This is a genomic window from Magnetococcales bacterium (genome assembly GCA_015228935.1).
In the GTDB taxonomy this organism is placed as follows: Bacteria; Pseudomonadota; Magnetococcia; order Magnetococcales; family DC0425bin3; genus HA3dbin3.
Window position 1 is genome coordinate 184,474 of the sequence record JADGCO010000001.1, and the last position, 14,201, is coordinate 198,674.

Genomic DNA, 14,201 nt, shown 5'->3' on the forward strand with positions numbered 1-14,201 from the left:
CTCAACAGGGGCAGGCCGTATGGATCCTGACCTCAACGCGAGGGAAAGCGGAACAGCAGGGTACCGGAGACACTCTTGTGTTCGGCAAACCCTTTATTGAAGACGGCGATGGCTCCCCGAATCTCCCGGAGCGCGGTCAGATTTACATCGTCGCCATGACCAGTGTTCAATTTGCGGGAAAGTTCCAGATGCCAATGCCCGTCTTTCCACACGCCCCTGGCCGTCACATCAGCCAGGCTGCCGGAAGGGTCCTTCAGCATCTGGATGCCAGGCAGCGTCTCTCCGTTCGGCTGCGCAGGCGCATCAAGATTGTCATAGATCGGCTTGCCAGCGTCGCGGATTTTGCGGATGTAAACCATCCCCCCTTCGGGATGCTCATACTCGGCGGCGTTCTCCTGCGGTGTGGCGGAGATGACATGCATGAAATCCTCGGCCAGACCAGCCGGATTGGTACGGCCTGCCGACCATTGCCAGAGGTCCACCCGATAGTCGTTCCGGGAGAGCATGCATTCGTCGTAGGTTCCCCCCATGTCAAAGCGGACGACAAACATGTCGTCACGCAGTTTGCTGCGTTTGTACTGGGTTCCGCTCAACTTCCAGGGGCGATAGAGAGTACTGGCCTCCGGATCTGGCCAGCGGGCGGCAAAGAAGAAGCGTTCCCCGGCCACGCCGGCCTTGATGCGCACTTTCAGCACGCCGGTCACATTGTCTGCATCGTTCTCCTTGGCCGGCTTGATCTCGACATCTGTCCAGCCCGAATCCCCCCAATCTGCCAACTCCCCATCCACCTGGGGAAGCGCGGAGAGGGCAGGCACATCAACCGGGATGGGCGACGCGGCAGGAGGGGATGCCGCCCAGACGCACCCTGCCCACCCTGCGGCCCAAGACGCACCGCCAAGCAGCGCCAGAGCGGTCCGCGACCACAGGGTCCGACCGCCCGCGCCCGGCATCTGTCCTGATCGTGTCAACATCACGCCGTCACTCAATGGTTATCCGACCTTCCATGCCCTGTTTCTGGTGGTCGTCGATGGTGCAGAAGACCGGATAGCTGCCTTTTTTCACTGCAACGAAATAGATATCCAACTGGCCCCCGACCATCAATTCCACGGCAAGCAGATAGGGGACCTTGATTTCGCCGTCCTTGTCGGACTGCACCTTGCGGGTGGCAATCGACTTGTAGAACTCTGGCGCGGTGAAATAATGCTTTTTCTCACCCGCGTTCTTGAGGATCAGTTGGTAGGTTTTGCCTTCCTTGAAGGTCAACTGCTTTGGAGAGTAGGAGTACTCATCCATGGTGACCGTTACCTTCTCGATGGCCTTCCAGTCTGCGGCCTTGACGATCTCTGCGCTGTTGACCACATAATCCTCGGCGGCTAACACATCCACACCCGTCATCAGGACCAACGTCAAGGCGATCCAACGCATCGGATTTTTCATCTGCACCTGCTCCCTTAGGCTCGTGTTGCGTCCGAAAGTCGTCTCAATAAACAGCCGGATTTTCAAAGAGACCATGCCTGTGGCCGACAATCCGCATTTTCCGGCGTGCATGGTGCGGCAAGGCATGACCATTGACGGATTATGCGATGGCTGACAGGTATTTGGCAAGAAAAATACCGCCGGTCATGGCGACACTTCCACTCCCTGCGTCTTTCCGGAATTCTGGCCGACATTTTCGGCTCACCTGCCCCCCTCCCCGGGCAGCAGACGCGCCCGAAATGGACTGGTTATGAGCTTTTCCAGGCGGTAACCGGCGTTAAAGACCGCAAACTGCACGACACGCTCACCACCGACTTCCAGCACCACATCATTGGGATCCTTGGTCTTCAGCAAACGGGACATTTCGACGGTCCAGACCCCATCCTTCCATCGTCCCGCGGCGGTCACGTCCGCCCGGCTGCCGGAGGCCTCGCCAACCTTGACAATGCTTGGCACCACCGGCCCGGATTCCGGCTTGGGCGTCGGCTCGGTCTGCCAACCCGGAATCCCCTCATCCATGGCGTTTTGAAAATAGACCGTCCCCTTGTTCCCCTCGTATTCCCGCGCCGGTTTATCGAACGGCTTGTTGGAAAAGAGGTGCTGCATGTCGTCGGCAAAGCCGGACAGGTTGGAACGTCCGGCACTCCACCGCCAGACATCGGTTCGGTACTGGGTACTCGACAGCATGCACTGGCTGAACGACTCTCCCATCTGCCAGCGCACGACCAGCATGTCGTCCAGGGCACGGCTGCGTTGATATCCGTTCCCGGACAACTTCCAAGGCTTGTAAAGGGCATTCATGGTCTCATCCGACCATTGGGCGGCAAAATAGAGCCTCTCCCCATGATGGCCGAACCACACCCGCAATTTTTTTTCCTTTAACGGGGCATCCTTGCCTGTCGCCGCATCCACCTCCCACTCCGAGTCAGTCAGGGAAAGCAGGCGGCCCTCTCGCATCCCCTGCGCATTCCAATCCCCCAACTCTCCATCCACGACCACAGGGACGTTCAAAGGCATGACAGGCAGTTCATCATAAGGGGAATTCGCCCACCCAGTCGTTGCAACCAGCCCTGCAACCAGCCACCCGAACAGCAACGATCTACCCATTACCGTTTATCCCTGTCCAGGTCTCCATCCTGACCTACCGGATCCAAATGCCCCAACGACCAGGAACGGCCTGGCACTGGACGATACAGCAGGATGTAGGTACGCCCCTTCAGGTTCAGTTGCGCCTCACCGCTCTCTCCCTGGCGCATCCTCACCGTAGCTTCCAGAAACCGTGGATCATTGCTGATCGAGGCAACGCCGAGCAGATAATCGGCCAACTTTTCCCGCATCGTAAAATCAGCCGCATCCTCGTCGTCATGATGATCGGCAGCATCTCTGGTGCGCAATCCAGAGCGGATCTTCTGCCGGCTGTCGGCCAGCAACAGCCCATCCTTGTCAAGCAGGAAGTACTGCCCCTCCTCCTCCGAATCCAATTGAAACTTCCCAGACCCGGTCGAGTAACTGAAATCCTTGCTGGACAGGACTTTCTCATAGACATCGAGCGGGATTTCAAAATGGAAAAACGCTGGTTTATCGCCGTTCTCCAGAATGATCGGGATGGTATAGGCGATCACCCAGTGAAGCGAATCCGGAGACATGTAGGGGTCGCTGGTATGGATATTCCCCGGCAGGAGACGGAACGACGGTGCGAAAAAGGGGGAGTCCGACTCGCTGTTCGAAAAGAAATGGGCATCTTCCACCTTGCCATGCACGGTCCGCAAATGTTCCTGGCCCGTGCGGTCGATCAGGCAGACTTCACCGATGGGAAAGCGTTTGTTCAGGATCGTGGCCCACTCTTCCATCTTTTTGCGCAGCTTGACCTGACTGGGCGAAAAGGTTGGGACCCCCATCGCGTTCAGGGTGTTGGATCCTGACTCCGGCAAAGAAAAATATTCCTTAAAAACAGGCATCTCAACGGTGGTCAGCAGCGTGCTTTTCACCTCGTGGTGAAACATCTTGATGCGAAACAGCATCTGCTCGATCTGGGCTTCTGCCTGTTCTCTGGCAGCTTCCAGGCTCATCTGCGGCCTGGCATGCCCGGCTTGCGGCCAAGCCAGCACGCCTGCCAGAAAAAATACCATCAAGATCCATTTCCCATACATTCGCATCATCTTATCTTTCGTCAATGATGGATCCATGCAACTCTGCAATCACCAACTTTTCTTCCCGGGAAAGCCCTATATCCGTGCGAACGCTCCTGGCATGCTCCACCAGTTTGACCGCCAAAACAGAAAATTGTTTGTGAACGTGAATCCGTCGCAAACCTTCCCGGACACCCAGGACAACGGTACCAGTCTACCCATGAAGCGGCAAGGCCGCAACCAAACGGAAAAGTCGGCATGGGTGTTGCTGTAGGATTGTGTCGGCTATACCATCAAGGTGGCAACCCGCTTCAAGGGTGCCCTGGGGACATGGGCCCGGCAAGGCTGGAGAAACACCATCCCTGCTCCCGGTCATCCTGGTCACTCCTGTTGATCATTGGTGACGGATACCTTGATGATCCTTTGGAACTCCTGCAAAATCCCCGGGTACTCTCTCTTGTTCCCACAGGTGATGGGCATGGTACCGGGCCTGGACTCCATCTTATCCCGGTATTTTTCCGGCCTGGGGGATCCTGGTCATTGGCATTGGAGTGCTGATTATCAACGAAGTGTTTCATTGACGGTTGTTGCGGCAGGGAGATGTGCGTCCATGATACGTTTTTTCTCGACCATTGGCGGCAGGATGTTGATCCTGGTAGGTGGGGTCATTCTGTTGAACGTAGTCACCATGGTCGCCTTTTATACCAAAAGTCAGGAGCAAAGCATCCTGTCGCAAAACGAGGCCAATATGGGCAAGATGGCCGAAGCGGTTTCCCACGGCTTGCAGTCAGTCATGCTGGGCGGTTACGCGGATATTGCCCACGCCTACGCGGATGGCCTCAAGCGGGTGCGGGATGTGGAGGATTTCCGTATTCTCCGGATGGATGGCAACGAAGCCTTTCAGGACAATAAAACGATTCACGATGTCAACACACGGATGGGGAGCGATGAATTCCAGCCACGAAAGGAGGAACGGGCAGTGCCGGTGTTGGCCAGGGATGACGCAAACCTCAAAAAGGTGTTGCAGGATAAAAAAACATCGATCTTGTATCATGGCGGCGACAATAAAGAAAAAAAATTGACCTTTCTGCTGCCGATTCTGGCGGAAAAGTCCTGCTACCGCTGCCATGGCAAAGAGAATCCTGTACGCGGAATATTGAAACTGACCACCTCGCTGGCATCGGTACACGAAGCGATCAGGGCCACCCGGATCCAGGCCACCATGATCCTGGCTGCAAGCATTCTGGGAAGTCTTCTGGTGGTTGGTTTCCTGATCCGGTATTCACTGGTGCGGCCGATTGATCGGGTCACTTCGGCGATGGCAAAGGTTGCGCAGGGGGACTTTTCGCAGCAGGTTCCAGTCATGGGGATGCAAGAGTTGGAGAGGATGGCGAGCAGTTTCAATGTTATGACACGCGAGGTGCTGGAGGGCTATTCCCACCTGACCGAGGAACAAAACAAGCTGACCACGATCATCCTGTCGGCGCGAGAGGCAATTGTGGTGTCCAATGCCGCCGGGGTCGTGGTCATCGTCAACCCGGCTGCCGAACGGATCCTGGAAAAGTCGGATCGGGAATTGATTGAAGGCGGCTTCCTCGCCGTGGTGGATGACCCCGCCTATGTGCGCGCCTTTCTGGACAAGAACGGGGCAGACATGCCCGATACCCTGGTCTACAAGGATCGGATCCTCAATTTCTATGCGGCGACCATTCAAAACAAGCAGGGAGTTACCATCGGCAGTGCGGCCCTGATCCGTGACATTACCGAGGAGAAGCGCCTGGAAGAGGCGTTGCGTCTGATGTCCTACACCGACAAGCTGACCGGTCTATACAACCGGCGGCGGTTGGAGGAGTTATTGAGCGGTGAATATAACCGGGCGCGCCGGTACAGTTTATCCCTTTCGGTTTTGTTTTTCGATGTGGATCATTTCAAAAAATTCAATGATACATATGGCCACGACATGGGTGACAAAGTGCTGGAGGTGATCGGACATGTCGCCAAAAGCCATTTCCGGACCATGGACTATGCCTGTCGCTACGGCGGGGAAGAATTTTGCATCATTTTGCCCAACACCGACGAGGAGGGAGCCTTTTCTTCGGCGGATCGTTTCCGGGAACGGTTGGAGAATACGGATATCAGCGGGATGCGCGTAACGTGCAGCATCGGAGTGGCCACCTTTCCCGAAGCCGCTGGAGAAAAATGGGATGAATTTCTCAAGCTGGCGGACAATGCCCTGTACGAGGCCAAGCGTCAGGGACGGAACCGGGTGGTGCAGTGGCGTGCCGGCATGACCGGCAAGGGCGTGCAGTAAGCAGCGCACTGAAAATCACTGGCAGGCTTTCCCTGGCCGATGCAACAGGTCAAGTTCCGTCAGGAGGTCTGGCTCCAGAAAATTCCGCAGCAAATCGGCCACCATTTCCGGATGGGAAAAGATGCGGTGGTAGATGGAATCATCGTCGTCGATCATGCCCGGCATCGTACCTCATTGCCGGGAACACGCAAAGGGCAATCTCATCAATATGAAATCGAAGACGATGTGATGCAATCACTATCCATTACGCGACGCGAATTTCACGGCGAGTGGAACTACAGCATTGCACCGGGGGGATGTGTTGCATGAAGGACTTGTTCAAGTTATTTTGAACAGCCTCCTAACCGGCATTCGCCCCGGTTTTGGTTTCCGCCACCACCTTGCCAGTGCTGTCGATGATCTGGACAGTACTCCCGACCACCGGGCCGTCGATGACGGTCCCGGAGAGGGTCGTTGCACCTGACCCATTGTCTTGATTATCTTTCTTGCATCCAGGCAAAACCAATAGAGAAGAGAATATAACCTGTGGGTTATTCTACAGGATTGACATCTCAGAATGCAACCGGATTTTTGCTTTTCCCAGGAAAAATAATTCTGGTAAAGTGGCCCCGAGGCCCGATAGCCTCGAAGACTCAAGGAAGATGTTTGTTGTCCACGCGGAGAAAAAATCCATGTCCCAAAACCTGACCATTGATGATATCTGGAAACTCTTTCACGAGACCAATCGACTGTTTCGAGAATCGGAAGCCAGAATGGCACACGATCTCCAGGAAACCAGACGCATTCTCCAGGAAAGCCGCGCCGAAACCGAACGCAAATCCCAGGAAACCGATAAAAAAATCAAGGAGGTCACAACACTGGTCGGCAGATTGGGTGGTCGTTGGGGAGAATTTGTGGAAGGTCTGGTGGCACCAGCCTGCGAAACCCTGTTCGCCCAGCGGGGCATCCCGATCCATCAGGTCAGTCCTCATGTCAAGGCCGCTCTTCCCGGCAACCGTCATATGGAAATCGATCTTCTGGTTGCCAATACCGATGTCGTCGCCCTGGTGGAAGTCAAGAGCCGCTTGACGAGCGAAGACGTGCGTGAACATCAGACACGCATGGCCGAGTTCAAGGAGTTTTTTCCCATATATGCCGACAAACGGGCCATGGGAGCCATGGCCGGTATCTTGATCGACAAGGACGTGGATCGTCACGTCATGAATGCGGGTTTTTTTCTCATCGTGCAATCGGGTGATTCCGTACAACTGGCCAACGACATGGATTTCGTGCCCAGGGTTTGGTGAAAGCGAGAAATTCTGTGGGGTTGGATTGTTTCGACGATCACTGTCGATGCTGGCCCAGAACGAGCCTTTTTTTGAAGTTTTTCGGCATCGATTTTTGGGGACTCTGGAGATTGGTCAACAGGAGATCCGGCTCCAGAATCCAGGTGGGTGGTTTTGGTTGGAGTCTGGCGCGTCCCTGGGTTTGCAGGCCAGCCGTATTCAGGTACAGATGAGTCACGTTGACTTGTTGTCCCTGTCTGGCGGCCTGGACGACCAGATGGTCAATGACCAGGGGTTCCGTGGCCGGGAGGGGCGTGAGTCCTGCAAATTGAGCCAGTTGCCGAAGGATGCCCCGGGTCTCCTGGACCAGAAAGGGGAGTGAATCCGGCAGGATGGATGGCCCACCGGGCAGAGGAGGGGCGGTCACCTGTGCCAGCCAGCCGTGCCATGCCTCCTGACCCGGAGTGATATTCAACACCTCAAGTGTGGCATCCCTGGCCTCGATGCCTTCCACGGCCAGGGAGGATATCTGAACCCGGCCCGGACACTGCGGGCTGCCGGTGGCATGCAGGCCGGAAAACCGGACATCATGCAGGGGGGGCAGATCCGGAATTCCTTCCGGAATTTTCTGGAGATTGCCTTCTGCCACGGTGAGTTCCCAGCGATTGTCACCGGTACGGCGCAGGTTCAGGTTGTGCAGGGTGCCTTCCGGCGGGATCACCTTGTCAGCCTGGACCTCGATACTTTTGCCGGCCAGTCTGGCAACAACCCCTTCCAGACGCAGATCGTGAATCGGCAGCCGGACATCCTTGAGGGCCGGGGAGCGGGTCCAGAGAGCGATCAGGGCAGCGATGCGTTGTGGGTCACCCTGAAAATATTCAAGACGCAGCTCCACTTGCACAGGAGCCAGCGCATGGATCACCAGCCGGCCACGCATCTGCATGTCCGGTTCGTCCATTTTGAGAATTTGTTCCAGCAACTCGGACTTGGGTTTGGGTGCAAACGGAATCTGAACCGGGGGGGCAGTCCGGCAGGCCGAATCTCCCTCCGGCATGGGGGAGGGGGCGGCGGCCTGCACGGGTACCGGTCCGGTCAGTAGCAGATAAAACAAGAGGAGTCGGCTGGCAAAGGTCATGTGGAAAATCCATGAATGTATTGGTTGGAATGCGATTGACTGTGGTAGAATTTTCCCCGGAAGGAGCGCATGACGACCACAGATGTGCTTGATACTCGGATGGTGGCAGGGACCTGGTCCCGGAACGTTTTCCTGCCCTGCGCTGACACATCGCGTATTCTGTCGCAATCTGATGGATCAAGCGCAAGCAAGCAAGGAGAGAAATTGCAATACGGAGAAGCTCTGATGGGCAATTTCAGTTTTTTATTAAAGGGAACGGCAATATAGTTGAATAATCCGAATTCTTATTCAAGGATCGTTTCACATGCGGCGTGATAGGACCGGCCAATATGTCACCAGCATTGCCGGAGGTGAGTCCGTCCAGGCCTTTGTGCCCAGCCCGTTGCCTCCTGTGCCGCCATTGGATCTGAGCGGTGAGCGACAGGAAACGCTGGAAAAGGCCACTTTGGCGTTAGGGCGTCTCGACAGCATTGCATGGCTTTTGCCCGATCCGAAACTCTATTTGTATTCCTATGTGCGTCGCGAGGCGGTGTTGTCGTCGCAGATTGAGGGGACGCAATCCTCGCTTGCAGATCTGCTGTTGTTTGAGTTGGACGAGGTGCCAGGTGTTCCATTCGATGATGTGGTGGAGGTTTCCAACCATGTCGCCGCACTGGAACACGGCGTGGCGCGGTTGCGGGAGGGATTTCCCTTGTGCAACCGGCTGGTGCGGGAGATGCACGCCAAACTGATGGCGCGAGGGCGCGGCAGCAACAAGGCTCCCGGTGAGTTTCGGCGAAGTCAGAACTGGATCGGCGGCACCCGTCCCGGTAACGCCTTTTTCGTGCCGCCGCCGCCCCAGGAGGTCGAGAGGTGCATGGCCGCATTGGAGGAATTCATCCATGGCGCGACCGGGAAGATGCCGGTTTTGCTCAAGGCGGCTTTGGTGCATCTGCAATTCGAGACCATCCACCCCTTTCTGGATGGCAATGGACGGTTGGGGCGTTTGCTGATTGCATTGGTACTGCATGAAGGCGGTGCGCTGACGCAGCCGTTGCTCTATTTGAGTCTCTATTTCAAGCAGCACCGGTCATTGTATTATGATTTGCTCAATCGCGTGCGCCTCTCCGGGGAGTGGGAAGTCTGGGTGGATTTTTTTCTCGAAGGGGTGGAAGAGACCGCCAATGGGGCCGTGCAGACCGCCCGGCGGCTGGTGACGCTCTTCGAGCAGGATACCCGGCGCGTCCAGGGCAGTGGACGTGGGGCTTCCACCCTCTTGCGTGTTCTCGACACTTTGCGGCAAAGACCATTGTGCAGCCTGAACCAGCTTTGCCAGAATGCAGGCATCTCGTTCCCCACCGCATCCAAATCCATGCTGACCCTGGTGAACCTGGGCATCGCCCGCGAACTCACCGGTCAGCGCCGCAACCGAATGTTTGTGTACGATGGATATCTCAATATCCTGAATGAAGGAGGTGATGCACTGTAATATCGAGTAACCATCTGACCTGCAAAGCACGCTCACTCAAAACCCGCTTTCCCGTATCACGAGGCTGCGGGCGGAGCGGTACATGGAGTCGAGAATGCTGAGGGGTTGACCGGTCAGATGTACCGTGCCGCGCAAAATGTGGAGCATGCCGTGTGCGGGGGTCAGGTAGGGTTCGAGTTGGACGAGATAGAGGGCGGTGAGAGGAATGGCTTCGCCTTGGGCATTGGCCTTGGCGGGGATTTCCCCGCCGAGATGCGATCCCAGCCAGGGATGATGCAACTGTTTGGTGTTGGTGCTTTCGATGCGGGTGACACGTGCCCTCAGGGTGGGAAGATCACCCATTTCCGGAAAAAATTCCCCCTCGCCGCCAAACAATACCAGATCCCGGCGCGTCTCTTCCACATAAGCCTCGATGACCCAGCGTTGGAAATTGGCCAGTTCCAGCAGGGGTTCGGTCATGCCGATCCAGTCGCCGGGGTGGAGATGTTCCAGGCGATGGACCACCAGGCCGTCGGTTGGCGCGGTCAGGGTGAGTTGTTCCCGTTGCCGGAGAAGTCCCTGCTGTTCGGCAAGGCGGGAACTCAGTTTCTGGCGGATATCCCGGCGCTGATCGAGAAGATCGATCTGGACCGAGTGCAGGGAGAGTTGTTGGCGCAGAAGCGTGATTTCTGTCTGGGTCTGTTTGATCTTGTGGGTCAGATCGGGAGAGGAGAGACGGGCCAGGATCCGGCCTTGCTGCACCGTCTCCCCTTTGGTCACTTCCCAGGCGTCCAGGCGGGCGGGAACCGGGGCATACAAGGCTGGCGGGTGTTCGGGACGTAACAGGGCCGGGACTTCCACGCGGTGGTGCCAGGGGTGAACCAGGAACAAAATCAGGCCGGTGAAGAAGAGGGTGGTCAAGGTGGTATGGAGGTTGATATGCAGGCGCTGCCGCAATTGCCACCAGCTTCCCAGCTCCAGCATGACCGGACGCAGAATGAACCAACCCACTTCCACGAGCATGAGTACGACGCCCAGCAGCTTGAAGAAATAATGGTAGACCAGCAGGGCAATGCTCATGAACAAGACCAGCCGATAGGTCCAGGAAAGATACGCGAACAGAATCAGGAAAGGGCGGGTTTGATGCAGATCGGGTTCCGGATCTGGATCTCCCAGGCCCAATAAAAGTTCGCGCAGCCACCAGCGGCCCAGGGCACCGGAACGGGCATGGAGGTTTTGGACCTCGATCCAGTCGGAGAGCATGTAGTAGGCATCGAAGCGCAAAAAAGGACTGAGATTGACCGCCAGGGTCATGGTCCAGCCGCTGGTGGCCAGAAAAAAGGCGGCACTGCGGGCCGGACCATCCGGGAGGAAACTCCACAGCAGCGTGGCCCAGGAAGCCAGAACCAGTTCGGCGGCAATGCCGGCGAGTCCCACGATGACACGTTGTTTGCGTTCCGGCAGTTTCCAGACGGCGGTGACATCCGAGTAGAGGACCGGCCACATGACCAGAAAGGCCACTCCCATCGTCGGGACAGGACAGCCATGGCGTTTGGCGGCCAGGACATGGCCAAATTCGTGGATGGCCTTGGAAGCAAAGACGGCCAGGGCCATCATGATGGCCCCGTCCAGGGTAAAATGACTCGTCAGGGTGGCAAAAAATATGTCCCATTGGCGACTGACCAAGGTGATTCCGGCCAGGGTGACCACAGCCATGAAGAGCCAGAAGCCACGGGAAAAAGCCCACGCCATGGAGGGCAGAATGGCTTCCAGAAAACGATCCGGGCGCAGCAGGGGGACCCGGAAAAAAAGATAGGCGTGAAACAGGATCTGGTACCAGTTTTGTTGGGTTCCCGTCGCCTGGCGGTGCAGGCGGGCCAGATCGGACTTGCCCTGGATGCGGACCAGATTGTGGGTGGTCAGAAAACGGGCCACGTCCAGAACCTGCTCGGCCCGCACATGGACGGGGGTTTCGTGGGTGGCGCGGGCGGCAATCTGCTCGGCGCTGCCCATGTTCCAGCGGGAAAGAATTTCAAATTCGCGCCAGCCGATGCGAAAATAGTGGTTGCTGGCCGGGTCGTGGATGGTCCAGGTCGGGGCATGGTTGCGGGTCCGGGGTCCGGGGAAGAGGTGGAGTTCCTCCCGGAGAGGGGGGAGGGTCGTCATGTCGATCTATATCCCGGTCATGCGGCGCAAGGCGGCCAGGGGGCGACGCAACAGATAGTGAAACAGGGACACTTCCTGTCCTGTGATCCGGGCCGTGCCACGCAAACCAATGCGGGGCGGGGCAATCTCGCCCGCAAAACGGGCCGTGAGTCGATAGGCCAGAAATCCCTCGGGCGCGGAAGTGGGTCGAAAAGCGGATTCAACCAGGTGGGCCGGCAACGGTTGGTCCGGTTCGCTGTTGCTGAAAAAGTTGACTGCGGCATCGGGTTCCAGACGAATGGCATCCGTGACGGGGAGATGAATTTCCAGCTCCGTGGCATCCGGGTCGGCAATGACCAGGATGCGTTCTCCCACCGTGACCGGGCGTCCCAGCCAGTCGTTGACATCCTCGAACAGGGCGATACCGTCCCGGCTGGCCCGGATGCGGATGCGTTCCAGGAGGTGTTCGACATGGGTCACTTCGGTGCGGCGTTGTTCGACCCGTCCCTGGAGCAGGGCCAGGCGAATTTTGCTCTCCTGATCGAGGACTGCTTTCTGGGCCTCTTGCCGGTATTCATTCTGGGCGGATTCCAGATCGGTGCGGGCCACATCCAGACGGTTGCGCAGGTTGGTGTCATCGAGGAGCAGCAGCAGATCACCTTTTTTGACCGTGCGGTTGGGACGCACCAGGAATTGATCGATCACCCCGTCCTGGGGAGAGCGGACCACAACCGGATCAATCGGAATCACCTCGGCAGGGGCCAGAACCGACATGTCAATCGGGAGAGAGAGTGAACCCGCCAGGACGGCCACCAGGAGCAGAAGAGGCAGACGGCGGATATCGGGCAGGGGACCGAATTGCAGACGGCGACGGGGTTGCAGTGCCCGCCAGGCGTGGGCATAACTTTCGGCCAGGATGGCAAGCAGCTCCTGGTCAGTCTGATTCCAGGCCGCTTCCCGGGCCAGCAGCATGCCGCCGGGACGGGCACCAGATGGCAGATTCAGGGGCAGCCACAACAATTCGGCAGGCAACCATTCCGCCCAGGCGGATTGGTCGGTCTCCGGGAGGCTTTCCGGGGCAATGACGCGCACCTCCGCAGCATGGGACGACCGGTCCAAAGTGCCACACAATTGCCGCATCCAGGCCACGAACGGGACTTGTGGATCGATACGGAACAGACCGGAAATGGCCACCACCTCCCCTTGACCGGGGGCGTTTCTTTGCCACAGGATGGCCTGCCGGTAGGGGGTGAGCAGGTGGGTTTCATTGACCAGGACAAAGCCGAGGGCCTCAATATCCGGGGCATCACGGGCCATCTTGCCCAGTTCCAGGATCAGGCTCAGACTCCGCAGGCGAAATTGCTGGGAGTCGGGTGTGGTTTTGTGGGCGGTATCGGTCACGGCCTCGATTTCCCGGTGGTTTCAGGGAAGATGACACGACCGTTCATGCCTGAAATCAGTTCAGGAAACTGGCCATCCAGGCGGCCAATCACCTTGATGGATTGACTGACGGCCTCCACCTGGGGTATGGGGCGCACCACCCGGGCCGGATAATTTCGACCGGTTTCATCGATATGGACCGTCAACGGCGTCCCGGGAAGCAGGCGGGAGAGCCAGCGGGAGGGCACGATCATGGCCAGTTCCAGATCGGCATTGTTCAGGATTTCCAGCAGATGCTGTCCCTCCGTCATATATTGGAATGGCTGGGCCTGTAACGCAATGACCTGTCCGGGAAAGGGAGCGCGCACAAGACAGCGGTCCACCATGATCTTCTGGGTGGTGACTTCAGCCGTGTTGCGGGCCAGTTCGGCCTGGTCCAGTTCAAGTTCCAACGGGGAGAGGGAACCCAGCTCCATCAGGCGCGTGTGTACTTCCACCCGTTTTTGGGCGGCATGGACCTCCGCCAGGGCTTTTTGCAGACGGGTATGAAACAGGGTGCAATCAAATTCCACCAGCAGTCTACCCCGGGGAAAGGCCTCCCCTTCAGTCACGTGGATGCGCTGGATTTTGGCAGTGATCTCGGCACCGAGTACCGTGCGTTGCCGGGAGGTCAATTGTGCCCGAATCTCTTCGGTGCCCCGGTCAATTCCGTCGGAACCGGTCTCCACAGGGACCGGAATTTTTTCCCTGCTGCTGGTGACCGAAGGTGCAGACGGTGCCGACCAGACCGGAACAACCGGGGGCAGCAGCAGACAACACACCAGCCAGCCAAGACGCAGACCACCCCGGACAGCCATGGTCTGGCCGGCGGGAGAGAGGAGATTTTTCCTGATGGATCGGGACATCATCATGG

General features: G+C 57.5%; 12 protein-coding genes. 3 read left to right on the top strand and 9 right to left on the bottom strand.

Features of this window, described 5'->3' with window-relative positions:
- Positions 1-32: 32 nt before the first annotated feature.
- The 4 genes from HQL65_00905 to HQL65_00920 all read right to left on the bottom strand — a co-directional run bounded on the left by HQL65_00905 (position 33) and on the right by HQL65_00920 (position 3,608).
- Positions 33-971 carry a hypothetical protein gene (locus HQL65_00905; GenBank protein ID MBF0134769.1) on the bottom strand — a complete coding sequence of 313 codons (939 nt, stop codon included), beginning with the start codon at positions 969-971 and terminating at the stop codon, positions 33-35.
- A gap of 7 nt (positions 972-978) precedes the next feature.
- Positions 979-1,437 carry a cupredoxin domain-containing protein gene (locus HQL65_00910; protein MBF0134770.1) on the bottom strand — a complete coding sequence of 153 codons (459 nt, stop codon included), beginning with the start codon at positions 1,435-1,437 and terminating at the stop codon, positions 979-981.
- 240 nt (positions 1,438-1,677) lie between these two features.
- Positions 1,678-2,583 carry a hypothetical protein gene (locus tag HQL65_00915; GenBank protein ID MBF0134771.1) on the bottom strand — a complete coding sequence of 302 codons (906 nt, stop codon included), beginning with the start codon at positions 2,581-2,583 and terminating at the stop codon, positions 1,678-1,680.
- Positions 2,583-3,608: a cache domain-containing protein gene (locus tag HQL65_00920; GenBank protein MBF0134772.1), complete on the bottom strand. Its 1,026-nt coding sequence runs from the start codon at positions 3,606-3,608 to the stop codon at positions 2,583-2,585. Before HQL65_00920 ends, HQL65_00915 begins: the two co-directional genes overlap by 1 nt.
- 607 nt (positions 3,609-4,215) lie before the next feature.
- On the opposite strand from HQL65_00920, the gene HQL65_00925 reads away from it, so the two are divergent.
- Positions 4,216-5,916, top strand: a complete 1,701-nt coding sequence (locus HQL65_00925) for a diguanylate cyclase (GenBank protein MBF0134773.1) — start codon at positions 4,216-4,218, stop codon at positions 5,914-5,916.
- Positions 5,917-5,931: 15 nt separating this feature from the next.
- Here the strand turns inward: HQL65_00925 and HQL65_00930 are convergent, their stop codons facing one another.
- On the bottom strand, positions 5,932-6,072 hold the full coding sequence (locus HQL65_00930) for a hypothetical protein (protein MBF0134774.1): 141 nt from the start codon (positions 6,070-6,072) through the stop codon (positions 5,932-5,934).
- A gap of 515 nt (positions 6,073-6,587) precedes the next feature.
- Between HQL65_00930 and HQL65_00935 the strand changes: the two genes are divergently transcribed.
- Complete coding sequence (locus HQL65_00935; GenBank protein MBF0134775.1) at positions 6,588-7,202, top strand: DUF3782 domain-containing protein; 615 nt, start codon at positions 6,588-6,590, stop codon at positions 7,200-7,202.
- A gap of 37 nt (positions 7,203-7,239) precedes the next feature.
- On the opposite strand, the gene HQL65_00940 is transcribed toward HQL65_00935, so the two are convergent.
- Positions 7,240-8,316 carry a hypothetical protein gene (locus HQL65_00940; GenBank protein ID MBF0134776.1) on the bottom strand — a complete coding sequence of 359 codons (1,077 nt, stop codon included), beginning with the start codon at positions 8,314-8,316 and terminating at the stop codon, positions 7,240-7,242.
- A 304-nt stretch (positions 8,317-8,620) separates the two neighbouring features.
- Here HQL65_00940 and HQL65_00945 point away from each other — a divergent pair, with 304 nt between their 5' ends.
- Positions 8,621-9,784, top strand: a complete 1,164-nt coding sequence (locus HQL65_00945; GenBank protein MBF0134777.1) for a Fic family protein — start codon at positions 8,621-8,623, stop codon at positions 9,782-9,784.
- 36 nt (positions 9,785-9,820) lie between these two features.
- Here the strand turns inward: HQL65_00945 and HQL65_00950 are convergent, their stop codons facing one another.
- The 3 genes from HQL65_00950 to HQL65_00960 are packed head-to-tail and all read right to left on the bottom strand — an operon-like array spanning position 9,821 to position 14,199.
- Positions 9,821-11,929, bottom strand: coding sequence for an HlyD family efflux transporter periplasmic adaptor subunit (locus HQL65_00950; protein ID MBF0134778.1), 2,109 nt, complete (start codon positions 11,927-11,929; stop codon positions 9,821-9,823).
- Between the two features lie 6 nt (positions 11,930-11,935).
- Positions 11,936-13,309, bottom strand: a complete 1,374-nt coding sequence (locus HQL65_00955) for an HlyD family efflux transporter periplasmic adaptor subunit (GenBank protein MBF0134779.1) — start codon at positions 13,307-13,309, stop codon at positions 11,936-11,938.
- Positions 13,306-14,199 carry an HlyD family efflux transporter periplasmic adaptor subunit gene (locus HQL65_00960; protein MBF0134780.1) on the bottom strand — a complete coding sequence of 298 codons (894 nt, stop codon included), beginning with the start codon at positions 14,197-14,199 and terminating at the stop codon, positions 13,306-13,308. The genes HQL65_00955 and HQL65_00960 overlap by 4 nt, the downstream gene beginning before the upstream one ends.
- Positions 14,200-14,201: the final 2 nt, after the last annotated feature.